Origin of the sequence: Streptomyces sp. RLB3-17 (assembly GCF_007113425.2) — a bacterium.
GTDB classification, from domain to species: domain Bacteria; phylum Actinomycetota; class Actinomycetes; order Streptomycetales; family Streptomycetaceae; genus Streptomyces; species Streptomyces mirabilis_D.
Genome location: NZ_CP041610.2, coordinates 6,933,653 through 6,958,440 on the forward strand (window position 1 = coordinate 6,933,653; position 24,788 = coordinate 6,958,440).

The following is a 24,788-nucleotide window of genomic DNA, read 5'->3' on the forward strand; positions in this document are numbered from 1 at the left end:
TGGCCACTCCCACTCCCGAGCCCAGTGCGTCGGCCAGCCCCTCTGCCGGTGACACTCATCCCGCTCCGAAGCCCGCCGACCTCGAGCCCGAGCCGAGTCCCGGTACCTCCCCGGACCCCAACTACAAGCCCCCGCCCCCACCACCGACCGGCCATGACGGCCGTCCCTCGGACGCCCGCCGCGCGTGGGAGCGCGAGCAACTCAGACAGCCCGCACCCGACAGTGGGGGCGGCTTCGACGTGAAGACCGCGCACGTCTACTACACGTCCGCGTTGATCCGTGACGAACAGTTCACCTTTCACAAGGCGGCCACGGGGCTCGTGGACGATGTGCACCGTCGGCAGGCGGCCGGAAAAGGCAGCGGTGCCGACGACTTCTCCGAGACGTACGACGAGGTGGCCAAGGCATTCCTGGACGTGTGGGCCAAGGCAGTCGGCAGCATCGGAGGAGTCTCGCTCGGTCTGACCAACACCGCGAACAACTACGCGGCCGCCGACTGGCACTCACGCGGAATACAGGGGCCGCCCCCTAGCAGGGACGCCCCGATCGGCGTCGGCGAGGTCTTGTACGGTCCGGTGGCCTCCATCAAATGGACCGGCACCGGCGACGGCACGGACACCGCCTTCTGGGCCGGAATTGGTGAACTGCCCGACCTACTAGCAGGTTTGATCAAGCCGGCCGTTGAGGACGGGTTGAGGCTCGGCAAGACCCACGAGATCACCCCGGGAGCCGAGACTGACGATCTGCGCGACATCGGAAACGCCTGGGAAGCCGCGGGGAAGTCGGCGCAGAAGTCCGCCGACCACTTCACCGAGTGCATCGAGTATCTGACCGACGGCAGCAACAGTGACTGGCAGAGCGCCATGAACGGCTTCTGCCAGTCGATCTGGGGTACCACGGCGTGGGGCGGGCGCCGGGACACCGACAACAACGCCGTACCCCCGAGCCAGTCAGGGGGCCGGGACTGGCGCACCAACTTCAAGGAGAATCCTTCCGCACGCCGCCCCATCATCGAGGTCCTGAAGAAGACCGGCGACGATATGAAGAAGGCGTTCCACGATGTGGCGGACGCCGCCGACAAGTGCCGGAAGACCACCGAACACCTGGCGGCAGAGGCGACGAAGGCGACCGTCAGGGACCTCGTCCCGGATGGCTTCGACTGGGAGGAGTTCACCAAGATGGCGGCCGTGCTCACCGTCGTGGAGATCACCGCCGTCTTCCGCTCCCACATGGACAAGTCAGGAGCCGACGCGGCGGTCGAGGCCTGCCACAAGGCGTTCCACGACGGTGCGGACCAGCTCCGCAAACTCCTCCCGGAGCTCAGGGAGGCCTCGCTCAGTGCTCCCACCTACGAGGCGGAAGAGGCACGCGCGGAAGCTTTCGGCGCGCGGTCCTTGAATGAATTCAAGCCCGAGCACAAGTGGTCCACTCCGGGGGATGCGGACCGCGGGGTCTACAAACTGGACCTGGCTTCCACGGAGTGGCTGGAGAACTCTCATACGGTCAGTAAGCACGTGGGTCTCACGGACGACCAGTTGGCACAGCGACTGCGGGACGACTTGAAGAAGCCGCCGCGGGAAGGGTCGGCTTGGCCCAACGGCCAACCCAAGGTCGCCGAGGCGTCTACTTTCAAGAACCTGGAATCGGCGCAGAAGATGACGCAGTACAACATCGACGAGAACGCCGATGTCATCAAGAACTGGATCGCCGAGGACAAGCCTAAGAAAGGGGATCGGATGGACATCGCGGTGCCCGAGACCCCGTACGGCCACAGCGGCCGGAGCATTGGCAAGGAAGAAATCCAGGGCGACCCCTTCCCGGTCGACAAGGCGAAATATGTGGACGGCGTTGAGACCCGAATTCTCTACGACCCCGACCTCGACCCACCCTTCACAGTGATGACCTCGATGCCGAAGAACGTGAAGAAGTAGGATGAGTCGCATGACGCACCCTGAAGCTCTCGAATACTCGAATTTCGCAGGCGCTCGCATGCTCTTGGAGCCGTACTACGGCTGGAGCAGAAGGATTCCTGATGAACCGTCCGAGTGGCAGAAGAAGCTGTTTCCGCTCATTCGCGGAATACGGACCGCAGAACGGGACGGCGGTCGAAACCTGCGCGAGATCGCTACCGAACTGCGGCTGGCGGCAGAACTCTTCGAGGAATTTCCCGGTGGATCTCACAAGGCGCTGAACAGGATTCCGTGTGCGGAAACCGAGGAGCGCACGTCCGAAGTTCTGCGAGAGATCGCTCGCCATCTTGAAGACTGGAACGCCGATTGGAGGAGGTACGGGGAAACACCCATGGACGTTTGGGAGCTGGGTCTCCGTTTCCCCCGCTTCAGCCAGATCCTGCCGATCTACTTCGGTCAGGACGGCATGGCCATCAGTGACGACATGCAGGACGCCACGGTGGAAGAAGGAATCTGCATGTACATCGATCAGACGCATCCGCGCTGCCCGTGGTACCTGCCCAGTGTTGTCGCCGAGTGTTACCAGGCACTTGCCCTGTTCCACACGGAGCACCAAATGGACCGGTTCTTCAGCCATGCGGCGATGGCCGGCGGCTCCGGTAGCGAGGATTTCCTCGACTTCTTCCCGTTGTTTGCCCGCCTGTGTATCGAGCACCTGAAGGAAGCCCACTCACCCCTGTGGGAACCGGAACAGAACTAGGGCAGGAGACAATCGGTCCATCATGCGTACCCGCTCCGCCACCTACCCCGACCGCGAAACCGCCCAGTGGGCCACCCAGCTGGTCGTCACCGCCAATGAGCAGCTCATCCACCGCTGGTTGGCCCAGGGCACTCGCCCCCGCCTGGCCATCGAGGCCTCTTGGCCGAGCCGTCCCGACCCGGTCGGCCGGGTGCTGCTCCAGGCGATGATGTTGGCGGGCCGCGAGCCCGTCGACGTACGCGCCGCCCGCGTGATCCTGAATCGGGACGCGTCCCGGCCGCACGGCTTCGTCGTCCACGCCACTTTCCCCGTCTACCTGTAGAAGGCCGACCGCCGTGCCCCTGAGCCCCCTCGAACACGACCGTCGCTACGGCGAACTGGACCAGGTGATCCGTGCCTACGCCGGGCAGCCCGCCGACGACACCCCGGACAAGCCCAGCCAGGCCCTGACCGCCTACCTCCGCCACACCTGGCACACCCGTCCCTGGGCACTGGCCACGGCGGAGACCCAGCTGCGGGAGTACGCCCGCAACCCGCCCGGCCGACTCCGCCTGCGCCTCGGGGAGTTCTACGCGATCCCGGACGTCGGGCTACCCGAGTCGGACATCGAGCAGTGGCTGACCTGCCTCGCCGACCACATCCAGCACAGCGTCGAGACCGGCGAGGCCCCGCCCCCGGCCACCCCCACCACCCACTGGGAATGGCACGCCCGCTTCCCCGAACTCGCCCAGCTCCTCGGCGGCTGGTTCTCCCAGGACATGCCGGACGAGTTCGACGACCACGACGCCGCCATCGTCGACTACGCGGCCGGCACCCACCCCCAGCTGGTCGCCCGCCTGGTCGGCGAACTGTCCGAACTCCTCGCCCTGGACCTGGACGAGCCCGACTACGCCCTGGCCGTCGCCGAACTGGGCATGGAGGTCGACCCGCCGGCTCCCTACAGCCCCAGCGGCTGGCTCACCCTCGTCTCCCAACGACTCGGGTATCCGCGCGCGGACTACGGGCCGGACGCCGGTCAGTGAAGCGCTCGGCCCGTTCGCTGCCCCACGTACACCGCGAACGCCGCCCAGGTGGACGAAGCGACCACGACTACGGACCCGTCCACGTCCTTTGAGTCACGGACCGCGACGGTGCCGGGTATGTTGCGGGCGACTTCGACGCACTCGCCGTTGCCGCTGCTGTGGCTGGACTTGGCGAACTCGAACTGCGGCACGGCTCACAACTCCTTGCGGATACGTTCGATCAGAGCGGTGGAATCGCGAAGAGCGAGTCCGCTCCGGGCGATCCGCTCGAATGTGGCGTTGTGGCGCGCGGCGTCGGCCTCGCTCTCAAGCCACAGGGTAGACGAGGTGGTGTCCATGTAGACCACGTCCATCGCGCCGGGTTCGGCGAACGAGACGATGCTGAAGGCGCTGGTCATCCCGGGATGGGAACCGGCGAGGAAGGGAAGCACCTGAAGCCTGACATTGGGCAGACGGGACGCTTCCGCCAGGTGCGCCAGTTGTACGCGCATGACCTCGCGGCCGCCGACAAGTTGGCGCAGTGCGCCCTCGCCCACGACAGCCCACAGGCTGAGAGGGTTCGTGTCCGTCAAGCGTGCCTGCCGCGCGATCTTCGCCTCGACGAAACGCTCGATGTCGTCGGGATCATCCCAGTCGGCGTTGCCGATCGCGAGAGCCCGGGCGTAGTCCGGAGTCTGCAAGAGGCCGGGGACGAATGCTCCTTGCCAGGTACGGATTCCGGTCGAGATGTCCTCGAGGGCCACGTACTCCACCAGAGAGCGAAGCTCGGGGTACTGGTTCCACCACCCCTTGGCCTTACGGCGCCCCCGGTCGGTCTTGGCGAGGTTCAGCAGCCGTTCCACGACCTTCGGGTCGGTCACGCCGTACAGGTCGCACAGGATCTGGATGTCGGGATCGCGGAAGGGGACCCAGCCGCGCTCCATCTTGGCGACCTTGGCCGCAGTTGCCGACAGCGCCTCCGCGGCTTGTGGCTGCGTCAGGCCGGCCGTGTCGCGCAGCGTCAGCAGCTCACCGCCCAACTTGCGGGCGAGGACGGTGGATACGCGGTTGCCGCGCGTGAACGGGACTGCGGTCACGTCGGATTACCTCCCGGGTCGCGGCCAGTGTGCAGGTCGCCGAGCAGGGTCGCAAAGCTGGGGGACATATTTCCCCGAGACTTCTTGCCCGCCATGGCGTCATTCCGCTACTGTCGGTGCTCAATTGGCTACCCAGTGGCACCAGTTGGCGGAAGTGCACCGTGCTGCCCAAACCGGCCCGCGCGGCATGGCCACCCCACCTGGCGCCCGCCCTCGCACAGGGAGACGCACCCCGTGACCAACTCCTGCCCTCCCCCTCGCTTCTCCAAGGGCGACGACCGCTACGACTCCGTGGACTACACCCCCTACCCGGGCAACATCCCCCGCGCCCGCAGACGCGTCGCCCAACTCGCCGTCGACTGGGGCCACCCCGACGTCGCCGGTGACGCGGCGCTGCTGGCGAGCGAGTTGTGCACGAACGCCCTGCTCCACGGGTGCTTACGGGACCGCCTGTTCCGCGTCGAGACGTCGCTGACCGGCAACGCACTGCGCGTCGCCGTGACCGACCCGAGAGGTGAACGGCTTCCGTATCCGCCCACGCCCGTCGCGGATGACCAGTTCGGCCGAGGCCTCCTCATCGTCCGCGCGCTCGCGAACCGCTGGTCCGTGGAGAAACTCACCGTCGGCAAGACCGTCTGGGCGGAGCTGGAAATGCGCGGGGATCTTGATGTCTGACCTGCTGAGCCGCCGTCGGCAAGACCACCCCGCGGCGGCTGTGTGACGGCGTCGACAGGGTCACGCACGCAGGGTCACGCACACAGGGCCACATAGAGGAAACGGCGAAGGCGCCGGCGCGATCAAGATCCTCATGGTCGGCGGTACGGCTGTCCGACGCCGTCGACCGATCGGGCGCCCCAGGTCATCCCCGTGCCCCTCCGGCGCGGACCCCGGTGGCCCCTCGCGCCCGGGTCGACAGGGAGTGGTGTTCGGGCATCCGTGCGCATGATCTTGGTCAGGTCTGTGGGACCGTAGGGTACGGGAATGGGTTCGGACACCCCGAGCGTTCCCCTATGGGAGTTCGCCGGCAGCCCCGGCGGACTGGATCTGGAGAGGGGCGGCGGCCCGCATCAAGGGCCCGCGTCACCCTGTGGTCACGGGCCGTCACCGCAGTCGGCCATCGCGGCGGACATGGCAGTCGGCCATCGTCCCGGACGCGACAGTCGGCCTTCGGCCCGGATGCGGTCCGGGCAGGGCGCGCATACCGTCTGGCTCAAGATCCCATCGTCCGGAAAGACGGGCGAGCGTACCCATCCCACCGGAAACCTATGCGGCGCGTGGCCAAGTTTCTTCCCCTAACGGGCTGAAGTTTTGTTGATCGTGGGTCAGTTGGCCGCCCCGCCGCCCTACCCTTCAAAGGGTGAACCAATTGATGTCCCGAGAGTACGAGGCCGATGTCCCCGGGGGAGCAGCGCTCCCCGGCACCCTGCCCGACGCCCTGCGTGCCGAGCTGATCGCGTTCCGGCGCGACATGCACATGCACCCGGAGCTCGGCAACCAGGAGTTCCGCACCACCGCGGCACTCAAGGCGCGCCTGGAGCAGGCGGGCCTCAAGCCCCGCGTGCTCGACATCGGAACCGGGCTCATCTGTGACATCGGGATCGACGCCGGTGAAGGTGCGGGGGAGGGGCAAGCGGGCGGGGCGCGCGACCGCGCACGGGACCGTGTGGTCGACGGCGGACGCGGCATGCTCGCCCTGCGCGCCGACATCGACGCGCTGCCCATCCCGGACACGAAGAGTGACTGCGCCTACCGCTCGACCGTGCCCGGCCGCGCGCACGCCTGCGGCCACGACGTGCACACGACCGTCGTCCTCGGCGCCGGGCTCGTCCTCGCCGAGCTGCATCGCCAGGGGCTCCTGCCGCATCCCGTACGGCTGATCTTCCAGCCCGCCGAAGAGGTCCTGCCCGGGGGCGCGCCCGACGCCATCGAGTCCGGAGTGCTGGACGGCGTGGGGCGGATCATCGGCGTGCACTGCGACCCGAAGGTCGACGCCGGACGGATCGGACTGCGCCACGGTCCCATCACCTCCGCCTGCGACAGGCTGGAAGTCTCACTCGACGGCGCCGGCGGCCACACCGCGCGCCCCCATCTCACCACCGACCTCGTCACCGCCGCCGCGCGCGTCGTCACCGACGTGCCGTCCCTCGTCGCCCGGCGCGTGGACGCCCGCAGCGGGCTCGCGGTGACCTGGGGACGTGTCGAGTCCGGTCACGCCTGCAACGTCATCCCGCAGCACGCCGAGCTCTCCGGGACCGTCCGCTGCCTCGACCTCGAGGCCTGGCGGCAGGCGCCCGACCTGGTGCACGCGGCCATCGACGAGATCGCGAACCTGTACCGCGCCAAGTCCGAGATCAACTACATCCGGGGCGTCCCGCCGGTCGTCAACGACCCGGCGGTCACGGAGCTCCTCCATGAGGCCATGACCTCGCGGCGCGGCTCGCACTCCGTCGAGGACACCGAGCAGAGCCTCGGCGGCGAGGACTTCTCCTGGTACCTGGAGCACGTGCCCGGCGCCATGGCGCGCCTCGGCGTCCGTACGCCGGGCGAGCGCACCACCCGTGACCTGCATCGCGGCGACTTCGACGCCGACGAGTCGGCCATCACGGTCGGAGTCGAGCTCTTCACCGCGGCGGCCCTGCTGGACGCGATCCGCTAGGGCACGCCGGGCCTGTAGGTCCAGGGCCTGTCCGGCGCGCTCCTCCGGACAGGGTCTGGACGCGGTCCCGCGAACACGAGACGCTCACTCGGAGATGGCGCACAAGTGATGGCGCACAAGTGACGTAGGGGTACCCGGGCCGCCGGTCCGCCGATGCCCCGATCGGCACCCCTTCGTCCGCTTGCGTCACCCCGCCGTAACGGGTGGCGCGCAAACGTAACCCGGTGGCGGCACGGTTCGATAACGGCCCGGAGAAACACCGTTCCCCTCCCCTTCTACGCGCGTTACTGTGCGCCGAAATCGCTGCGTCGGCGGCGTGTTGGGGAAGCGGACCGGCGACGGCCGTGGGGATGAAGGGTGCTTGCTGTGCGTCTGATGTCTCGGAGGACCAGGTTCTCCCAAGCAGCGGTGGCCGTCTCGGTCATCGCCCTCGCGGCGGTCGGTTGTGGCAAGTCGAGTACCGACACGAGCAGCGACTCCAAGAAGAGCTCGTCGGGTTACACCGGGAAGGGCATCGGTCTCGCGTACGACATCGGCGGCAAGGGCGACCAGTCCTTCAACGACGCCGCGTACGCCGGTTTCCAGAAGGCCGAGACCGAGTTCAAGATCGGCGGCCGGGACATCGAGCCGCAGGACGGCGAGTCCGACGCCGACAAGGTGCAGCGCCTGGAGCAGCTCGCCAAGTCCGGCTACAACCCGGTGATCGGCGTCGGCTTCGTGTACGCGCCGGCCGTCAAGGAGGTCGCGGCGAAGTACCCGAAGGTGACCTTCGGCATCATCGACGACGAGCAGGACAAGGCCGCGAACATCGCCGACCTGGTCTTCCACGAGGAGCAGTCCTCCTACCTCGCGGGTGTCGCGGCGGCGAAGGCCACCAAGAAGAACCACATCGGCTTCATCGGCGGCGTGGACATCCCGCTGATCCACAAGTTCGAGGCGGGCTTCGACCAGGGGGCGAAGTCGGTCAACCCGAGCATCAAGATCGAGTCGCAGTACCTGACGCAGACGCCCCAGGAGGGTGGCTTCTCCAGCCCCGACAAGGGCAAGGACGCGGCGGCCGGCCAGATCGAAAAGGGCGCCGACGTGCTCTACCACGCGGCCGGCCTGTCCGGTCAGGGCGTGATCTCCGAGGCCGCGTCCAAGAAGGTGTGGGCCATCGGCGTCGACTCCGACCAGTACGCGCAGAGCTCGCTGGCCAAGTACAAGGACTGGATCCTCGGCTCGGCGCTGAAGAACGTCGGCGGCGCGGTGTACGACCTGGCCAAGTCCGTCGTCGACGGCAAGCCGCTGAGCGGCGTCGTGCGTGGTGACCTCAAGTCGGGCGGCGTCGGCTTCGCCGACTCCAACCCGAAGTACAAGGCCCTGACGGCCGTGGTCGCGGCGGTCGACAAGGCCAAGCAGGACATCATCGACGGCAAGGTCACCGTCAAGACGACCCAGTGAGTCGCGCCCGTCGTCACTGATCACCGACCTGGCGTCACTGATCACCGATGAGGGAGCCCCCCGCCCGCCGTACGGGCCGGGGGCTCCCTCATTCACGCGTTCAGGATTCACGCGTTCAGGATTCAGGCGTTCATGTGTTCACGCGGGGTCGTTCTGGAGCGACGGTGATCCTGGCGAAAAGATCAAACTCGGTCAGAATCCCGCAAAGTACCATGGTCTGGTACATGGCATCGCATACGTCGATGCCGCGTCGAAGGTGTGTCGACACCGCGTGGACACCGCGCCCGGGGTCCGGGCGCCTTTGCCGAGTGGAAGCCCCAGGTGCGCCCTAGGTGTTCGGAGATTGTTCGCCGAGGGTTCAAAACGGTCGGATAACACTCTGGCGACGTGGGTTCTCTGCTATGTCTACGCGCGTTACGCTGCGGCGGAATCAGCGCCTGGTTTGGGCGCCTGCACAAAGGAGTCACGTTCATGCGCCGGGTGTCCCGAATCGCGGTTGCGGGCGTTGCGACCGCATCCCTCGCCGTTGCCCTCTCCGCCTGTGGCGGCTCGTCCACCTCAGCCTCGAGCGGCGGCTCGGCCAAGACCAAGGGCATCGGCCTTGCGTACGACATCGGCGGCAAGGGCGACCAGTCCTTCAACGACGCCGCGTACGCCGGTTTCCAGAAGGCCGAGACCGACCTCAAGATGAGCGGCCGGGACATCGAGCCGCAGGACGGCGAGTCCGACGCCGACAAGGTGCAGCGCCTGGAGCAGCTCGCCAAGTCCGGCTACAACCCGGTGATCGGCGTCGGCTTCGTGTACGCGCCGGCCATCAAGGAGGTCGCGGCGAAGTACCCGAAGATCACCTTCGGCATCATCGACGACGAGCAGGACAAGGCCGCGAACGTCGCCGACATGGTCTTCCACGAGGAGCAGGCTTCCTACCTCGCGGGTGTCGCGGCGGCGAAGGCCACCAAGAAGAACCACATCGGCTTCGTCGGCGGCGTGGACATCCCGCTGATCCACAAGTTCGAGGCCGGTTACGTCCAGGGTGCCCAGTCGGTCAACCCGAAGATAAAGATCGAGAAGCAGTACCTGACCCAGACGCCCCAGGAGGGTGGCTTCTCCAGCCCCGACAAGGGCAAGGACGCGGCCGAGGGTCAGATCGAGGCGGGCGCCGACGTGATCTACGCCGCCGCGGGCCTGTCGGGTCAGGGTGTCATCCAGTCCGCCGCCTCGCACAAGGTGTGGGCCATCGGCGTCGACTCCGACCAGTACAAGCAGGACGCGCTGGCCAAGTACAAGGACTACATCCTGACTTCGGCCACCAAGGACGTCGCCGGGGCGGTCTACAACCTCGCGAAGTCGGTGGCGGACGGCAAGCCCGCGACCGGCGTCGTCCGTGCCAGCCTCGCCACCGGCGGTGTCGGCCTCGCCGACTCGAACCCGGCGTTCAAGAACAACGCCGACCTGCAGGCCGCGCTGAAGAAGGCCGAGGCGGGTATCAAGGACGGCTCGATCACGGTCAAGACCTCCTGACCGGAGCCCTGATCCCGGCCCAGGTCACGACGTCATCACCAGACGTCGAAACCATGGCCATGGCAACGCTGTAATGGCAGCGTTACGGCCACGGAACGGGGTGTGGGGAGGATGACCTTCCCGTGCCCCGTTCGCGCGGCAGAATGCTCGGATCGGATCGGATCGGACCGAAGGCAGTCCGGAAAGAACCCGGTCCGTCCGAGTGCAATTCAAAGCAGGGGCGCTACGCGCGTAGATAGGCCCCTTTTCCAAGGAGAGTGCGCCATCGACGCGTCCAGCAGCCCTCCGCTCACCGCGCAGTCGACCGCGGTCGAGCTGGCGGGGATCACCAAGCGTTTCCCCGGTGTGGTGGCCAACCATGACATCCACCTGACGGTCCGCAAAGGCACGGTCCACGCCCTCGTCGGCGAGAACGGTGCCGGCAAGTCGACGCTGATGAAGATCCTCTACGGCATGCAGAAGCCGGACGAGGGCACGATCACCGTCGACGGCGAGCAGGTCACCTTCCACAGCCCCGCCGACGCCATCTCGCGCGGCATCGGCATGGTCCACCAGCACTTCATGCTCGCCGACAACCTCACCGTCCTGGAGAACGTGGTCCTGGGCAGCGAGAAGCTGTACGGCATCGGCGGCGGCGCCCGTAAGAAGATCAAGGAGATCTCCGACCGGTACGGCCTGAACGTCCGCCCGGACGTCCTGGTCGAGGGCCTCGGTGTCGCCGAGCGTCAGCGCGTGGAGATCCTCAAGGTCCTCTACCGCGGCGCCCGCACCCTGATCCTGGACGAGCCCACCGCCGTACTGGTGCCGCAGGAGGTGGACGCGCTCTTCGACAACCTGCGCGAGCTCAAGTCCGAGGGCCTGGCCGTCATCTTCATCTCGCACAAGCTGGGCGAGGTCCTCTCGGTCGCCGACGAGATCACGGTCATCCGGCGCGGTACGACGGTCGGCACGGCCGTCCCCGCCGAGACGACCCCCCGCCAGCTCGCCGAGATGATGGTCGGCAGCGAGCTCCCGACCCCGGAGACCGCCGAGTCCACCGTCACGGACAAGCCGGTCATCCAGGTCGAGGGCCTCACGGTCTTCGCCAGCGGTGCCCCCTCCCTCGGCGAGCTCGCCGAGCCGACGGGCGCGGGTCTGCTCACCGAGGACACCGCCGAGACCGCCGCCGCGGTGCGGCGCATCCTCGACGACGTCACCTTCACCATCCACGCGGGTGAGGTGATGGGCATCGCCGGTGTCGAGGGCAACGGTCAGACCGAGCTCATCGACGCGCTGATCGGCCTCAAGGCCGCGGACGCGGGAACCATCACGTTCCTCGGCGACGAGATCACGGGGTGGGCCACCCGCAAGCGCCGCGAGAAGGGCATCGGGTACATCCCCGAGGACCGCCACCGCCACGGCCTGCTGCTGGAGTCCCCGCTCTGGGAGAACCGCATCCTCGGCCATGTCACCGAGGCCCCCAACGCGAAGGGCTTCTGGCTCGACATCAAGGGCGCCCAGGAGGACACCAAGCGGATCGTCGAGGAGTACGACGTCCGCACCCCCGGCATCGACGTCACCGCCGCCTCGCTCTCCGGCGGCAACCAGCAGAAGCTGATCGTCGGCCGCGAGATGAGCCACAAGCCGCGCTTCCTGATCGCCGCCCACCCCACCCGCGGTGTGGACGTCGGCGCGCAGGCCGCGATCTGGGACCAGATCCGCGAGGCCCGCCGCGAGGGCCTGGCCGTGCTGCTGATCTCGGCCGACCTGGACGAGCTGATCGGCCTGTCGGACACCCTGCGGGTGATCTACAACGGCAGGCTCGTGGCGGACGCCGACCCGGCGACCGTCACCCCGGAGGAACTCGGCTCGGCCATGACCGGCGCCGCCTCCGGACACCTGGAGCACGTAGCGGAAAGCGCCGCCCCGGAGGACGAGGCCCGATGAAGAAGTTCGACAAGGAGCGCGTGCTCCTCGCGGTGGCCGGCCCGGTCATCGCGCTCGTCGCGGCGATCGCGCTGACCTCGGTCGTGCTGCTCGCCTCGGGCAAGAGCCCGTTCGAGCCGTACTCCCTGATGCTTCAGCAGGCGACGTACTCCGACGTCCAGGTGCTGATCATCAACCAGGCGTCGCTGTACTACCTGGCGGCGCTCGCGGTGGCCATCGGCTTCCGCATGAACCTGTTCAACATCGGTGTCGACGGTCAGTACCGCCTCGCCGCGATGATGACCGCGGTCGTCGGCACGCACATCGCGCTGCCCGGCGTCCTGCAGGTGCCGCTGCTGCTGCTCGTCGGCATGCTCACCGGTGCCTTCTGGGCCGGCATCGCCGGTGTCCTGAAGGTCACCCGGGGAGTGAGCGAGGTCGTCGCGACGATCATGCTCAACGCGATCGCCACCAGCCTCATCGGCTACCTCACCCTCGACAACATCTGGGGTGTGCAGGTCGGCAACAACAACACGACCGGCATCATGAAGAAGTCCGGCTGGGTTCCCGGCATCAACCTCGGCTCGGACGTCGGCGAGATCTACGGCCTGGTCTTCCTCGCGGTCCTCATGGGCGTCCTGTACTGGGTGGTCCTCAACCGCACCCGCTTCGGCTTCGACCTGCGCGCCACCGGTGCCTCCGAGACCGCCGCCGCGGCCTCCGGTGTCGACGCCAAGAAGATGGTGCTCACCGCGATGCTGATCTCCGGCGCGGTCGCGGGCCTCTCCGGCCTGCCGCTGCTGCTCGGCGACGCCCACAGCTACAGCCTGAGCTTCCCGACCGGACTCGGCTTCACCGGCATCACGATCGCCCTGCTCGGCCGCAACAACCCGGTGGGCATCGCCTTCGCCGCCCTGCTGATCGCCTTCCTCGACAAGGCGTCCCCGGCGCTCGACTACGCGACCCCGGTGGCGTACGAGAAGGAGATCGCCACGATCATGCAGGGTCTGATCGTCTTCGCGGTCGTCATCTCCTACGAGGCCGTACGTGTCTGGGGCCTGCGCCGCCAGCAGAAGCGGGTCGGTGAGGAACTGGCCGCGGCCGCCGCCAACAACAACTCCCCGAAGGAGGTGGCTGCCCGATGAGCACCGCGACCGTCGCCAAGCCGCAGGCGCAGCAGCCCGGCAAGGGCAGCCGCCGATTCTCGCTCCCCGTGCTCCTGCTGATCATCGCGGGCGTACTCATCCTGACCTCGGCTGTCCGCCTGATCACCGGCGCGGACGGCATCACCTCGACCGGACAGATGTCCACGGCGCTGCGCCTCGCGGTGCCGATCGGCCTCGCGGGCCTCGGCGGCCTGTGGTCCGAGCGCGCGGGCGTCGTCAACATCGGCCTCGAAGGCATGATGATCCTCGGCACCTGGTTCGGAGCCTGGGCCGGCTATCAGTGGGGCCCGTGGACCGGTGTCGCCTTCGGCATCATCGGCGGTGTGCTCGGCGGCATCCTGCACGCCATCGCCACGGTGACCTTCAACGTCAACCACATCGTCTCCGGTGTGGCCATCAACATCCTGGCGCTCGGCACCACCCGCTACCTGTCGAAGTTCACCTTCGAGAACGCGCCGCAGGGCTCCTCCAAGCAGTCCCCGCCCATCGACTCGCTCGGCACCTTCGACATTCCGGGGCTGTCGAGCGGTCTGGACACGCTCAACGGGAAGCACTGGTTCCTGATCTCGGACATCGCGGGTCTGCTCGGCGGGCTGGTCACCGACCTGTCGCCGCTCACGGTCGTCGCCGTGGCCCTCGTACCGGCGACGTGGTGGGTGCTGTGGCGTACGTCCTTCGGCCTGCGGCTGCGCTCCTGCGGCGAGAACCCGATGGCCGCCGAGTCCCTCGGCGTCAACGTCTACAAGTACAAGTACCTCGCCGTGATCATCTCCGGTGGCTTCGCCGGCCTCGGCGGTGCCTTCCTGTCGATCGTCGCGTCCAACGTGTACCTGGACGGTCAGACGGCCGGCCGCGGATACATCGGTCTCGCCGCGATGATCTTCGGTAACTGGATGCCGGGCGGTCTCGCCCTCGGAGCGGGTCTGTTCGGCTACACCGACAGCCTCAACCTGCGCGGCGGCACCACCAACGTGCACGCGCTGATCCTGCTGATCGCGATTCTGCTGGTCTTCGGCGCCGCCTACCTCGCGTGGAAGAAGCGGCTCGTGCCCGCGCTGATCACCGCCGCGGTGTCGGCGCTGATGTTCGTCTGGTACGCCACCACCAGCGATGTCCCCAAGCAGGTCGTCAGCGCGACGCCGTACATCGTGACCCTGCTCGTTCTCTCGCTGTCCGCACAGCACCTGCGGATGCCGAAGGCGGACGGCATGCCGTACCGGAGAGGACAGGGCAAGTGACGTCCACCGACGCCGGGTCCGCGGCCGTCGACTGGGAGGCTCTGCGGGAGCACGCGCGGGACGCCATGTCCCGGGCGTACGCCCCCTACTCGGGCTTCCCGGTCGGTGTCGCGGCCCTCGTCGACGACGGCAGGACCGTCACCGGCTGCAATGTCGAGAACGCCTCGTACGGACTGGGACTGTGCGCCGAGTGCGGTCTGGTCTCCCAGCTGCTGAACACCGGTGGCGGTCGGCTGACGCACTTCACCTGCGTCGACGGACGGGGCGAGATCCTCGTCCCGTGCGGGCGCTGCCGCCAGCTGCTGTACGAGTTCGGTGGGGCCGATCTGCTCCTGGAGACCCCGGCCGGAATCCTGCCGCTCTCCGAGATGCTGCCGCAGGCCTTCGGGCCGGAGAATCTCACCAAGTAACGCCTGCGCGGCCCCTTCCGACGACCGGACGATGAACGACCGATCGGGAGGGGCCGCGGATTTTCGGAAGTCTTCGGAAGGAAAGCCATGGCCATGGACGCCGTCTCCGTCATCCGCACCAAGCGGGACCGCGCCGAGCTCAGCGACGCGCAGATCGACTGGGTCATCGACGCGTACACCCGCGGCGAGGTCGCCGACTACCAGATGGCCGCCCTCAACATGGCGATCCTGCTCAACGGCATGAACCGTCGCGAGATCGCCCGCTGGACCGCCGCGATGATCGCCTCCGGCGAGCGCATGGAGTTCTCCTCCCTCTCCCGCCCGACCGCCGACAAGCACTCCACGGGCGGCGTCGGCGACAAGATCACCCTCCCGCTGGCGCCGCTGGTCGCCGCCTGCGGCGCGGCGGTCCCGCAGCTGTCCGGACGCGGCCTCGGCCACACCGGCGGCACGCTGGACAAGCTGGAGTCGATCCCCGGCTGGCGCGCCCTGCTGTCGAACGAGGAGATGCTGAACGTCCTCGACACGACCGGCGCGGTCATCTGCGCGGCGGGCGACGGCCTGGCCCCCGCCGACAAGAAGCTGTACGCGCTGCGCGACGTCACCGGCACGGTCGAGGCGATCCCCCTCATCGCCTCCTCCATCATGTCGAAGAAGATCGCGGAGGGCACGGGCTCGCTGGTCCTGGACGTGAAGGTCGGCACCGGCGCCTTCATGAAGACCATCGAGGACGCCCGCGAACTCGCCGCCACGATGGTCGGGTTGGGCACCGACCACGGCGTGAAGACGGTCGCGCTCCTCACGGACATGTCGACCCCGCTGGGCCTGACGGCGGGCAACGCGCTCGAAGTACGGGAGTCGGTGGAGGTCCTGGCGGGCGGCGGTCCGGCCGACGTCGTCGAACTCACCATCGCCCTGGCGCGCGAGATGCTGGACGCTGCGGGCATCAAGGACGCCGACCCGGCGAAGGCCCTCGCGGACGGCTCCGCGATGGACGTCTGGCGCCGCATGATCGCCGCGCAGGGCGGTGACCCGGACGCCGCGCTGCCCACCTCCCGCGAGCAGCACGTGGTGACGGCCCCGTCCTCCGGCGTCCTGACCCGCCTGGACGCCTACGACATCGGCATCGCCGCCTGGCGCCTCGGCGCGGGCCGCGCCCGCAAGGAGGACCCGGTGCAGGCCGCCGCGGGCGTCGAACTGCACGCCAAGCCCGGCGACACCGTCACCGCGGGCCAGCCCCTGCTGACCCTCCACACCGACACCCCCGAGCGCTTCGAGTACGCCCTGGAGTCGGTCGAGGGTTCCTACGACATCGCCGCCGCGGGCACGGACTTCAAGGCCACGCCGGTCGTGCTGGAACGTATCGCCTGACTCCGTACGGCAGTTGCCCCGTCCGGCAGCTGATTCCGTACGGCGGTGGAGGGGCCGGCGCGGACGCGCCGGCCCTTTCGCGTGCCCCGTGCGGGTGCCGTCAGCCGAGTACCCGTCAGCCGAGTACGGCCGCGATCACCACCAGCACCGGCACCGACAGGATCGTCGACAGCAGGATCGACTCCCGGGCCAGCGTCTCGCCGACCCGGTAACGCGAGGCGTAGGTGAAGAGGTTCTGGGCGGCGGGCAGCGCCGAGGTGACCACGACGTCGAGCAACGGCGCGCCGTGCAGCCCGAACAGGCCCACGGCCAGAGCCCAGGCGGCCAGCGGCTGGCCCACCGACTTCAGGGCGACGGACAGCAGCACCGGGTACCGGTCCGCGCCCCGGCCGGGCAGCGTGCTGCCGCACAGCGAGATGCCGAACGCCAGCAGCACCGCGGGCACCGACATGTTGCCGATCAGCGTGAGCGGGTCCATGACCGGTCCCGGCAGCGTCAGACCGGTCGCCGACACCGCGACCCCGCTCAGCGAGCCGACCGCGATGGGGTTGCGCAGGGGAGTGATCAGCCGCTGCCACAGGGGGCCCTTCTCGCCGTCCCCCGACAGGTCGAGGACGGTGAGCGCGATGGGCGTGACCATGATCTGCTGGAAGAGCAGTACGGGCGCGACGAGCGAGGCGTCCCCCAGCACGTACACCGCGATCGGGATGCCGAGGTTGCCCGAGTTGACGTAGCTGGAGCAGAGCGCGCCGATCGTCGTCCGGCCCACGCCCCAGCCGCGGACGACCCCGATCGCGACGAAGACCCCGGCCGCCGCTGCCGTGCTCATCGCCGTCACCAGGAGCCGGCTGGAGAAGATCACCGACAGGTCGGCCCGGGCGAGCGTGGTGAACAGCAGGGCGGGGGAGGCCACGTGGAAGGCGAGCTTCGTCAGCACCTCCCGCCCGTTCTCCCCGAGATAGCCGCGGCGTCCGATGACGTAACCGACTCCGATGACGACGGCGATGACCGCGAAGCCCGTCAGCACCCCTTGCACGGTGCCCCCGTCGGTCGGAGGAGGCCGTCGGGTATCACGGAAGGCGCTGATTCATGGGGCATACACCCAACCCTCTGGGCTGGGAGGGGCGCAGGTCAATGTGATCCTTTGCGGGCGAGCGCCTCGAACGGGGCGGCTCAGCGCGATGAGTTCCGTGCCCCCGGCCGGTCTACTGACTGTGGACGCCACGACACCCGCCGTACTCGTGCTGCCCGGCCCCGTCACCCGTGACCAGGTGCCGGGGCTCTGTGACGACGTGCGCGCGCGGCTGGCGGCGACCGGTGCCGGGGTGGTGGTCTGCGATGTCGCGGGCCTCGGTCCACCCGGCCTGGCCACCGTCGACGCCCTGGCCAGGATGCAGCTCACCGCCCGCCGGGCCGGGGGCCGCGTCCGTCTGCGCGCCCCGACCCCGCCTCTCCTCCTGCTTCTCGATCTAGTCGGACTCCGCTTCGAGGTGGAGGGGGAGGCCGAAGAGCGGGAACCAGCGCTTGGTGTCCAGGAAGCAGTGGAACCCGGTGATGCGGCCGTCTGAGATCTCCAGTGCCTGGATCGCCCAGGCACTGAAACCGCCCTCCTCGGGATCCGGCTTGTAGTGCGCGAATCCCGGCAGACCGTTGACCGCGACCGGCAGCAGGCGCGAACCCGCGCAGGAGGCACCGAGGGTCGTCATGAAACCGGTGATGTCTCCCGTGCCGCGCAGCCACAGGTCGAACGGCGGCATCGTCATGATCGCGTCCTCGTGGAGCAGCGCGGTCAGCGCCGTCATGTCGTACCCCTCGAACGCGGCGACATAGCGCTCGAGCAGCTTCTGCTGCTCCTCGTCGAGCGGGTCGGAGACGGCGGCCTCGGCGCTGTCGCTCTCCGAGAGGGTCGCGCGGGCCCGCTGCAACGCGCTGTTGACCGAGGCGACCGTCGTCCCGAGCAGCTCGGCGACCTCCGACGCCTTCCAGGCCAGGACCTCGCGCAGGATGAGCACGGCGCGCTGCTTGGGCGGCAGCTGCTGCAGGGCTGCCATGAAGGCGAGGCGCACCGACTCCTTGGCCACCGCGGCCTCGGCCGGGTCACCGACCGTGGGCAGCACGCGCGCGTCGGGCATCGGCTCCAGCCAGGTGTTGTCCGGGCGCGGGGTGAGCGCCGCCTGAGCCAGGGGTGAGGGACCACTCAGATCCATCGGACGCGCCCTCCGGTTGCCCGCGTTCAGCATGTCGAGGCAGACGTTGGTGGCGATCCGGTACAGCCAGGACCGCATCGACGAACGGCCCTCGAACTTGTCGTAGCTCCGCCAGGCGCGGACCATCGTGTCCTGCACCGCGTCCTCCGCCTCGAAGGAGGAGCCGAGCATCCGATAGCAGTACCCGGTCAGCTCGACCCGGTGCTTCTCCAGCCGCACGTCCAGATCTGTCGTCGCCGTACCGTCGCTCATAGCCAACCCACCCCTGTGGCCGTTCCCGTCGCCCGTCGCCTCGTTGCGTCGGCACTTCGGAAGCTACCGCAGCCCACTGACAATGGCCCCCGGAGTGGGAAAAAGCGGAGCTCAGACCAATTGCTTCACGGACATGAGCAAATGCCGGTGCGCACCGCCCGCTTCACCCCCGGATTCGTCCCCCGCCTCGGCCCTGGCTTCGGCCCCGCTCAGCAGCGCCCGCTGCCCCGGCCCCAGCAGCTCCAGCCGTACCCGCGGCTGTTCGAAGGAGTTCAGGGCGTCCAGCAGATAGGCCGGGTTGAAGGCGACGATGATCCCCGCCGTGCCGGTCAGCGCCGCGGGCAGTCGCTGCGAGGCCACGTCGTCGGCGTATCCGGCGCGCAGCAGAACGGATCCCTCGCCGTCACCGGTGAAGTCCAGCCGTACGGGACTGTTCACCTCCGCGACGACGGCGACGCGCCGTACGGCCTCCGCCAGCGCCTCGCGTTCCACCTCCGCGACCGCGGCGTCGGGCACCGAGAACAGCGAGCCGTGCCGCGGCAGCCGCCCCTCCATCAGCCGCACCGCCGTCCGCATCGGCCCACCCTCGAAGCCGAACATCCCGCCGCCCGCGGGGTCGAGCCCGATGCGCACGTCACCGCAGCGGGCCAGCGAACGGGCGATCTCGTGCAGCCGACGCGCGGGCAGCAGGGCCTCCACGACGCCGTCGAGGGGGGCCTCGGGTTTCCAGGCCAGGGTGCGCACGGCGTACCGGTAGCGGTCCGACGCGGAGAGTGTCATTTCCTCGCCGGACAGCCGCAGCTGTACGCCGGTGAGGACCGGCAGTGTGTCGTCGCGCCCGGCCGCGACGGCGACCTGGGACACGGCGGTCGCGAACGCGGCGGCGTCCACGGTGCCGCACGGCTCGGGCGGCACCGGCAGCGCCGGGTACTCGTCCCTGGGCAGCGTCGACAGACCGAACCGGGTGCCTCCCGCCTCCACCGTGAACCGTGTCCCCTCCAGCGCGCAGCCCACCTGTCCCCGCGGCAGCACCCGGCAGATGTCCAGCAGCCGGCGCCCCAGCACGAGGATCCGTCCGTCCGCCCCCGTCTCGGCATCGATCTCGATCCTCGCCGCCGCCTCGAAGTCGAACCCCGAGATGCCGAGCCGTCCAGGACCGGCCTCCAGCAGCAGTCCGCCCAGCACCGGTACCGGCGAGCGGGTGGGCAGGGTGCGGGCCGCCCAGGCCACCGCCTCGGCGAGGTCGTCGCGATCGACGCGGAACTCCATGAAAGATCCCCCTGTTCGGGCCGGTTGACGGGGTGGAGGCTAGGTGCCGCCACTGACAACGGGGTCCGACCAGGGGGAACGTAGGAGCGTCCGGGACGCTCAGTGCGCCAGGGCCGGTTCGTGGCGGGCCTGGGCGCGGGCCGCGTGGGAGCCGAGCAGCGTGATCGTGACGACGCCGAGGACCGCGAACAGTCCGAGTGTCACCGTCCCGGCCCACCCGCCCGCGTGGAAGGCGACCGCGCCGAGCGTGCTGCCCGCGCTGGAGCCGATGTAGTACGCGGACTGGTAGAGGGCGGAGGCCTGGGCGCGGCCCTGCTTGGCGGTGTGGCTGACCGACGAGGACGCCACCGCGTGGCCCGCGAAGAAGCCCGCGGTGATCAGCACCAGGCCGAGCAGGACGAGGGGGAGGGAGTCGACCAGGGAGAGGAGCAGGCCGGCGGTCGTGGTGCCGCCCGCCAGGTACAGGGAGCCGCGCCGGCCCAGGCGGGCGACCAGCCTGCCCGCCGTGGACGCCGACACCGTACCGACCAGGTACACCAGGAAGATCGAGCCGATGATGCCCTGGGGGAGGGAGAACGGGGCCTCGGTCAGGCGGTAGCCGATCACCGTGTAGACCCCGCCGAAGACCATCATGAACAGCGCGCCGATCGCGTACAGCCGGCGCAGCAGCGGGTTCGCGAGGTGGTCACGGACCGTACGGGCCAGCACCCGCGGCCGCAGCGAGCCGGGCGTGAAGTGCTTCGGCGCGGGCAGGAGCATACGGAAGGCGACCGCGCAGGCCACCGCGATGATCCCGATCGCGGCGACGGCGACCCGCCATCCCCACTCCTGCGCGACCCAGCCGGTGATGACCCGGCCGCTCATCCCGCCGACGCTGTTGCCCGCCACGAAGAGGCCGATCGCCGTGATCAGGGCCTTGGGGCGGACCTCCTCCGCCAGATAGGCCGTCGCGGAGGCCGGAAGGCCCGCCAGCGCCGCGCCCTGCACCGCCCGCAGCGCGACCAGCGCGCCGATCGACGGGGCGAAGGGGACCAGGAGCCCGACCGTCACCGCGACCGCCAGCGACGCCGTCATCAACGTACGCCGTCCGAACCGCTCCGACAGCGCGCTCATGGGGAGGACGAACAGCGCCAGCGCACCCGTCGCCGCGGACACCGTCCAGCTCGCCTCGCTCGCGCTGACCCCGAAGTCCGTGGAGACGAGCGGGAGGAGGGCCTGCGTGGAGTAGAGGAGCGCGAAGGTCGCCACACCCGCGAGGAAGAGCGCGAAGCTCATGCGGCGGTAGCCGGGCCCACCCGGGGTGAGACGGGAGTCGACGGCGGCGGTGGAGGACCTGACGGAGGACGTCACGGAGGAGGTGGCGCCCACGGTGGTGGACGCCCCGGTACTGGCGGAAGGCATACTTCGAAACTAAAGAGCCGCCGCTCATCCGTCCAATGCATGGAATCGCCATAATCGTTCCCATGGCGCATCAGCAAAGGTCAGGGCCTCACCTGTCACCGTCCAGTGACACAGAAGACAGCGCGGGCATGTCGAGGCTGCTCGCCCCGCGCCTCGCGTACTTCGCCGGGGTCGCCCGCACGGAGCACGTCACGCGCGCCGCGCAGGAGATGCGGGTCCCCCAGTCGACCCTGTCGCGGGCCATGGTCCGGCTCGAACAGGACCTGGGCGTCGATCTGTTCGCACGCCGGGGCCGCACGGTCTCCCTCACTCCCGCGGGCCGTACGTTCCTCTCCTCCGTCGAGCGGGCCCTCGCCGAGATCGAGCGCGCCGCGGAGGAGGTGCGCGCGGACGCCGACCCGGCCACCGGCAAGGTCGCCTTCGGCTTCCTGCACACCATGGGCTCGGAGACCGTCCCCGGCCTGATCCGTGCCTTCCGCGCCGACCACCCCCGGGTCCGCTTCAGCCTCGTCCAGAACTACGGCGAGGCGATGCTGGAGGGACTGCGCTCGGGCGAGCTGGACCTGTGCCTCACCTCGCCGGTGCCGGACGCGCCCGACCTGGTGGGCCGCCTCCTCGACGAGCAGAAGCTCCGGCTCGTCGTCCCGGCCGACCACCGCCTCGCCGCCCGCAAGCGCGTCCGCCTCGCCGAGGCCGCCGACGAGACCTTCGTGACCCTCGAACCCGGCTACGGCATGCGCCGCATCACCGACGACCTCTGTCAGGAGGCCGGTTTCAAGCCCCGCATCGCCTTCGAGGGCGAGGAGGCCGAGACCCTACGGGGCCTGGTGGCCGCCGGCCTCGGAGTCGCCCTCCTGCCCCCGCCGGCCGTGCCCCGCCCAGGGGTGGTCGAACTGACGGTCACGGCCCCGAGAGCGGTCCGCGAGATCGGAGTGGCATGGCTGGACGGCCACCCGGACACCCCACCGGTGGCGGCCTTCAAGAAGTTCCTGCTGTCGAGGAGGGGCCACCTGCTACCGGACTGAGGGGCGGACGCGCCCCGCTTTCAGGGGCGCGGGGCTCTGACACATGCGGCTCCGCCGCGTGGGCGCGACCAGCCCCCACGCACCCGCAGACACCGGACAACCTAGCGACGCAACGCCCGCCCGAAGCCGGAGGCAAGCGGCATCCGCAACCCCAACGGCGGCGGCGCGGCCAACGCGTCCTCCAGAGGGCGCGACACCCCGTGTCCGAACAACGCCCCCATCACGAAGTCCTCCGCCAGCGCGTGCACTTCGGACCGGTACTGGTGCAACCCGTGCCCGTCGGAGTGGACCTCGAACCGGCAGATGTCCCGGTTGGACTTCTTCGCCCGCGCCGCGAGCCGGAAGGACAACTCCGGGTCGGTGCGCTCGTCGTTGGTGCCGTGCACGATCAGCACGCGCCGCCCGGCGAGCTGCTTCACCGGTTCGGGTGGCGCCGCCACGTCGTCCTCGGGCAGCCAGGGGGCGAGCGCCAGAACGGAGTTGACGGCCGTGTGCCCGGCCGCGCGCAGCGCCGCCCGGCCTCCCATGCCCACACCGGCGAGGCACACCGGCACGTCCCCGTAGCGGCGTACGACCTCGTCGGCGGCCCAGGACGCGTCGTTCGCGAGATGCGCCTCGCTGCCGTTCCAGCCGCGGAAGCGGTAGTGCACGACATGGGTGGCCAGGCCTTCCGCGTGTCCCGCGCGCATGAGCCGGCGGCCGAGCGCGCGTACGGAGGCGGTCGCCAACATCGGGGACGGTCTGCGCGCGGAGACCTCGTCGCCGCCCGGGAGCAGCAGAACCACTCCGCTGACGGCCGTCGGCTCCGGGCCGATCGTCCTCCCCAGCCGGGCCCTGCGAACCGGCGTCGCTTGCTGTGCCATGACAGAACAGTGTCAGAAGTGACGGTGTACGCCACCCGTCCGCGTGGTCACCGTTACGTATCGACGGACGCCGCGACAGGAGATCTACGCGCGTAGGGGCTACAGTGCGAAAATGACGAGCCAGATCCAGAACACCCCGAGCTCGGAACAGATCCGCCGGGCACCCAAGGTCCTGCTGCACGATCACCTCGACGGGGGCCTGCGCCCCGGGACGATCGTGGAACTCGCCCAGGAGACCGGCTATTCCGGGCTCCCCGAGACCGACCCCGACAAACTCGGCGTCTGGTTCCGCGAGGCCGCCGACTCCGGGTCCCTGGAGCGGTACCTGGAGACCTTCGCCCACACCTGTGCCGTCATGCAGACGCGTGAGGCGCTGGTGCGGGTCGCCGCCGAGTGCGCCGAGGATCTCGCCGAGGACGGGGTCGTCTACGCCGAGGTGCGCTACGCGCCCGAGCAGCACCTGGAGACCGGGCTCACCCTCGAAGAGGTCGTCGAGGCCGTCAACGAGGGCTTCCGGGAGGGTGAACGGCGTGCCCGGGACAACGGCCACCGCATCCGGGTCGGCGCCCTGCTCACCGCCATGCGGCACGCGGCCCGTGCCCTGGAGATCGCCGAACTGGCCAACCGCTACCGCGACCTGGGTGTGGTGGGCTTCGACATCGCGGGCGCCGAGGCGGGCTTCCCGCCCACCCGTCACCTCGACGCCTTCGAGTACCTCAAGCGCGAGAACAACCACTTCACCATCCACGCCGGCGAGGCCTTCGGGCTCCCCTCCATCTGGCAGGCGCTCCAGTGGTGCGGTGCGGACCGGCTCGGGCACGGTGTGCGGATCATCGACGACATCCAGGTCGCGGCGGACGGCTCGGTGAAGCTCGGGCGACTGGCCTCGTACGTCCGTGACAAGCGCGTCCCGCTGGAACTGTGCCCCAGCTCCAACCTCCAGACCGGCGCCGCCGACTCCTACGCGGAGCACCCGATCGGTCTGCTGCGGCGCCTGCACTTCCGGGCGACCGTGAACACGGACAATCGGCTCATGTCGGGGACGAGCATGTCGCGTGAATTCGAGCACCTGGTCGATGCGTTCGGTTATTCGCTCGATGATATGCAGTGGTTCTCTGTCAATGCTATGAAGTCAGCATTCATTCCTTTCGATGAACGACTGGCCATGATCAATGACGTGATCAAGCCTGGATATGCAGAGCTCAAGTCCGAATGGCTGTTCCAGCAGACCGCCTCCACCAGCGGTTCCTTGAGGGAACAGGGCTGATCGAAGGAGCGAAAAGCAGCCGGGTC

The 24,788-nt window shown here is 69.1% G+C and carries 23 protein-coding genes; 16 read left to right on the forward strand and 7 right to left on the reverse strand.

What is annotated here, in order from left to right:
- The first annotated feature begins 395 nt into the window (after positions 1 to 395).
- The 4 genes from FNV62_RS31500 to FNV62_RS31515 are packed head-to-tail and all read left to right on the forward strand — an operon-like array spanning position 396 to position 3,692.
- On the forward strand, positions 396 to 1,931 hold the full coding sequence (locus FNV62_RS31500; protein ID WP_143609065.1) for an RNase A-like domain-containing protein: 1,536 nt from the start codon (positions 396 to 398) through the stop codon (positions 1,929 to 1,931).
- Positions 1,932 to 1,941: 10 nt separating this feature from the next.
- The gene (locus tag FNV62_RS31505) at positions 1,942 to 2,670 is read left to right on the forward strand and encodes a hypothetical protein (RefSeq protein ID WP_143602721.1); all 729 of its coding nucleotides are present in this window, start codon (positions 1,942 to 1,944) and stop codon (positions 2,668 to 2,670) included.
- A gap of 22 nt (positions 2,671 to 2,692) precedes the next feature.
- Positions 2,693 to 2,992 carry an RNase A-like domain-containing protein gene (locus tag FNV62_RS31510; protein WP_143602722.1) on the forward strand — a complete coding sequence of 100 codons (300 nt, stop codon included), beginning with the start codon at positions 2,693 to 2,695 and terminating at the stop codon, positions 2,990 to 2,992.
- A 13-nt stretch (positions 2,993 to 3,005) separates the two neighbouring features.
- On the forward strand, positions 3,006 to 3,692 hold the full coding sequence (locus FNV62_RS31515; protein WP_143627889.1) for a contact-dependent growth inhibition system immunity protein: 687 nt from the start codon (positions 3,006 to 3,008) through the stop codon (positions 3,690 to 3,692).
- Here the strand turns inward: FNV62_RS31515 and FNV62_RS31520 are convergent.
- The gene (locus FNV62_RS31520) at positions 3,686 to 3,883 is read right to left on the reverse strand and encodes a DUF397 domain-containing protein (RefSeq protein ID WP_060900022.1); all 198 of its coding nucleotides are present in this window, start codon (positions 3,881 to 3,883) and stop codon (positions 3,686 to 3,688) included. The two genes, FNV62_RS31515 and FNV62_RS31520, sit on opposite strands and share 7 nt — an antisense overlap.
- 3 nt (positions 3,884 to 3,886) lie before the next feature.
- Positions 3,887 to 4,768 (reverse strand): DUF5753 domain-containing protein, encoded by an 882-nt coding sequence (locus tag FNV62_RS31525; RefSeq protein WP_060900021.1) that lies wholly within the window; start codon positions 4,766 to 4,768, stop codon positions 3,887 to 3,889.
- 234 nt (positions 4,769 to 5,002) lie between these two features.
- Here FNV62_RS31525 and FNV62_RS31530 point away from each other — a divergent pair, with 234 nt between their 5' ends.
- The 9 genes from FNV62_RS31530 (at position 5,003) to FNV62_RS31570 (ending at position 16,478) form a co-directional block, all read left to right on the forward strand.
- Positions 5,003 to 5,443 (forward strand): ATP-binding protein, encoded by a 441-nt coding sequence (locus tag FNV62_RS31530; protein ID WP_225900441.1) that lies wholly within the window; start codon positions 5,003 to 5,005, stop codon positions 5,441 to 5,443.
- Positions 5,444 to 6,137: 694 nt separating this feature from the next.
- On the forward strand, positions 6,138 to 7,424 hold the full coding sequence (locus FNV62_RS31535; RefSeq protein WP_143627891.1) for an amidohydrolase: 1,287 nt from the start codon (positions 6,138 to 6,140) through the stop codon (positions 7,422 to 7,424).
- Positions 7,425 to 7,799: 375 nt separating this feature from the next.
- Positions 7,800 to 8,867 (forward strand): BMP family lipoprotein, encoded by a 1,068-nt coding sequence (locus FNV62_RS31540; protein ID WP_054233764.1) that lies wholly within the window; start codon positions 7,800 to 7,802, stop codon positions 8,865 to 8,867.
- 471 nt (positions 8,868 to 9,338) lie between these two features.
- On the forward strand, positions 9,339 to 10,388 hold the full coding sequence (locus tag FNV62_RS31545) for a BMP family lipoprotein (protein WP_143602727.1): 1,050 nt from the start codon (positions 9,339 to 9,341) through the stop codon (positions 10,386 to 10,388).
- 345 nt (positions 10,389 to 10,733) lie between these two features.
- Entirely contained in the window at positions 10,734 to 12,314 is a 1,581-nt protein-coding gene (locus FNV62_RS31550; RefSeq protein WP_399222837.1) for an ABC transporter ATP-binding protein, read from the forward strand.
- On the forward strand, positions 12,311 to 13,438 hold the full coding sequence (locus FNV62_RS31555; RefSeq protein ID WP_054233654.1) for an ABC transporter permease: 1,128 nt from the start codon (positions 12,311 to 12,313) through the stop codon (positions 13,436 to 13,438). The genes FNV62_RS31550 and FNV62_RS31555 overlap by 4 nt, the downstream gene beginning before the upstream one ends.
- Positions 13,435 to 14,697, forward strand: a complete 1,263-nt coding sequence (locus tag FNV62_RS31560; RefSeq protein ID WP_075028333.1) for an ABC transporter permease — start codon at positions 13,435 to 13,437, stop codon at positions 14,695 to 14,697. Before FNV62_RS31555 ends, FNV62_RS31560 begins: the two co-directional genes overlap by 4 nt.
- A complete protein-coding gene (locus FNV62_RS31565) occupies positions 14,694 to 15,107 on the forward strand; it encodes a cytidine deaminase (protein ID WP_097285989.1) in 414 nt (137 codons plus the stop codon). Before FNV62_RS31560 ends, FNV62_RS31565 begins: the two co-directional genes overlap by 4 nt.
- An 87-nt stretch (positions 15,108 to 15,194) precedes the next feature.
- The gene (locus tag FNV62_RS31570; protein ID WP_097285990.1) at positions 15,195 to 16,478 is read left to right on the forward strand and encodes a thymidine phosphorylase; all 1,284 of its coding nucleotides are present in this window, start codon (positions 15,195 to 15,197) and stop codon (positions 16,476 to 16,478) included.
- Positions 16,479 to 16,593: 115 nt separating this feature from the next.
- Here the strand turns inward: FNV62_RS31570 and FNV62_RS31575 are convergent, their stop codons facing one another.
- Positions 16,594 to 17,514: an AEC family transporter gene (locus tag FNV62_RS31575; RefSeq protein ID WP_054233651.1), complete on the reverse strand. Its 921-nt coding sequence runs from the start codon at positions 17,512 to 17,514 to the stop codon at positions 16,594 to 16,596.
- 145 nt (positions 17,515 to 17,659) lie between these two features.
- Between FNV62_RS31575 and FNV62_RS31580 the strand changes: the two genes are divergently transcribed.
- Positions 17,660 to 18,046, forward strand: coding sequence for an STAS domain-containing protein (locus FNV62_RS31580; RefSeq protein ID WP_097285991.1), 387 nt, complete (start codon positions 17,660 to 17,662; stop codon positions 18,044 to 18,046).
- Here the strand turns inward: FNV62_RS31580 and FNV62_RS31585 are convergent.
- The 3 genes from FNV62_RS31585 to FNV62_RS31595 all read right to left on the reverse strand — a co-directional run bounded on the left by FNV62_RS31585 (position 17,948) and on the right by FNV62_RS31595 (position 21,607).
- Positions 17,948 to 18,937, reverse strand: a complete 990-nt coding sequence (locus FNV62_RS31585; protein WP_097285992.1) for a sigma-70 family RNA polymerase sigma factor — start codon at positions 18,935 to 18,937, stop codon at positions 17,948 to 17,950. The genes FNV62_RS31580 and FNV62_RS31585 overlap by 99 nt on opposite strands.
- Before the next feature lie 111 nt (positions 18,938 to 19,048).
- Positions 19,049 to 20,206 (reverse strand): DNA polymerase III subunit beta, encoded by a 1,158-nt coding sequence (dnaN, locus tag FNV62_RS31590; RefSeq protein ID WP_143627893.1) that lies wholly within the window; start codon positions 20,204 to 20,206, stop codon positions 19,049 to 19,051.
- Between the two features lie 99 nt (positions 20,207 to 20,305).
- Positions 20,306 to 21,607, reverse strand: coding sequence for an MFS transporter (locus FNV62_RS31595; RefSeq protein WP_143627895.1), 1,302 nt, complete (start codon positions 21,605 to 21,607; stop codon positions 20,306 to 20,308).
- Positions 21,608 to 21,669: 62 nt separating this feature from the next.
- On the opposite strand from FNV62_RS31595, the gene FNV62_RS31600 reads away from it, so the two are divergent.
- Complete coding sequence (locus FNV62_RS31600) at positions 21,670 to 22,632, forward strand: LysR family transcriptional regulator (protein ID WP_054233647.1); 963 nt, start codon at positions 21,670 to 21,672, stop codon at positions 22,630 to 22,632.
- Positions 22,633 to 22,733: 101 nt separating this feature from the next.
- Here the strand turns inward: FNV62_RS31600 and FNV62_RS31605 are convergent, their stop codons facing one another.
- Complete coding sequence (locus FNV62_RS31605; protein ID WP_054233646.1) at positions 22,734 to 23,495, reverse strand: alpha/beta hydrolase family protein; 762 nt, start codon at positions 23,493 to 23,495, stop codon at positions 22,734 to 22,736.
- A gap of 112 nt (positions 23,496 to 23,607) precedes the next feature.
- Between FNV62_RS31605 and FNV62_RS31610 the strand changes: the two genes are divergently transcribed.
- On the forward strand, positions 23,608 to 24,762 hold the full coding sequence (locus FNV62_RS31610; RefSeq protein ID WP_143627897.1) for an adenosine deaminase: 1,155 nt from the start codon (positions 23,608 to 23,610) through the stop codon (positions 24,760 to 24,762).
- The last annotated feature ends 26 nt before the right edge of the window (positions 24,763 to 24,788 follow it).

Coding starts and splice junctions, on each gene's coding strand:
- FNV62_RS31570 (WP_097285990.1), top strand. CDS start 15,195: ATGGCCATGGACGCCGTCTCCGTCATCCGCACCAAGCGGGACCGCGCC.
- FNV62_RS31555 (WP_054233654.1), top strand. CDS start 12,311: ATGAAGAAGTTCGACAAGGAGCGCGTGCTCCTCGCGGTGGCCGGCCCG.
- FNV62_RS31535 (WP_143627891.1), top strand. CDS start 6,138: ATGTCCCGAGAGTACGAGGCCGATGTCCCCGGGGGAGCAGCGCTCCCC.
- FNV62_RS31560 (WP_075028333.1), top strand. CDS start 13,435: ATGAGCACCGCGACCGTCGCCAAGCCGCAGGCGCAGCAGCCCGGCAAG.
- FNV62_RS31580 (WP_097285991.1), top strand. CDS start 17,660: ATGAGTTCCGTGCCCCCGGCCGGTCTACTGACTGTGGACGCCACGACA.
- FNV62_RS31600 (WP_054233647.1), top strand. CDS start 21,670: ATGGCGCATCAGCAAAGGTCAGGGCCTCACCTGTCACCGTCCAGTGAC.
- FNV62_RS31595 (WP_143627895.1), bottom strand. CDS start 21,607: ATGCCTTCCGCCAGTACCGGGGCGTCCACCACCGTGGGCGCCACCTCC.
- FNV62_RS31505 (WP_143602721.1), top strand. CDS start 1,942: ATGACGCACCCTGAAGCTCTCGAATACTCGAATTTCGCAGGCGCTCGC.
- FNV62_RS31540 (WP_054233764.1), top strand. CDS start 7,800: ATGTCTCGGAGGACCAGGTTCTCCCAAGCAGCGGTGGCCGTCTCGGTC.
- FNV62_RS31545 (WP_143602727.1), top strand. CDS start 9,339: ATGCGCCGGGTGTCCCGAATCGCGGTTGCGGGCGTTGCGACCGCATCC.
- FNV62_RS31510 (WP_143602722.1), top strand. CDS start 2,693: ATGCGTACCCGCTCCGCCACCTACCCCGACCGCGAAACCGCCCAGTGG.
- FNV62_RS31585 (WP_097285992.1), bottom strand. CDS start 18,937: ATGAGCGACGGTACGGCGACGACAGATCTGGACGTGCGGCTGGAGAAG.
- FNV62_RS31610 (WP_143627897.1), top strand. CDS start 23,608: ATGACGAGCCAGATCCAGAACACCCCGAGCTCGGAACAGATCCGCCGG.
- dnaN (WP_143627893.1), bottom strand. CDS start 20,206: ATGGAGTTCCGCGTCGATCGCGACGACCTCGCCGAGGCGGTGGCCTGG.
- FNV62_RS31605 (WP_054233646.1), bottom strand. CDS start 23,495: ATGGCACAGCAAGCGACGCCGGTTCGCAGGGCCCGGCTGGGGAGGACG.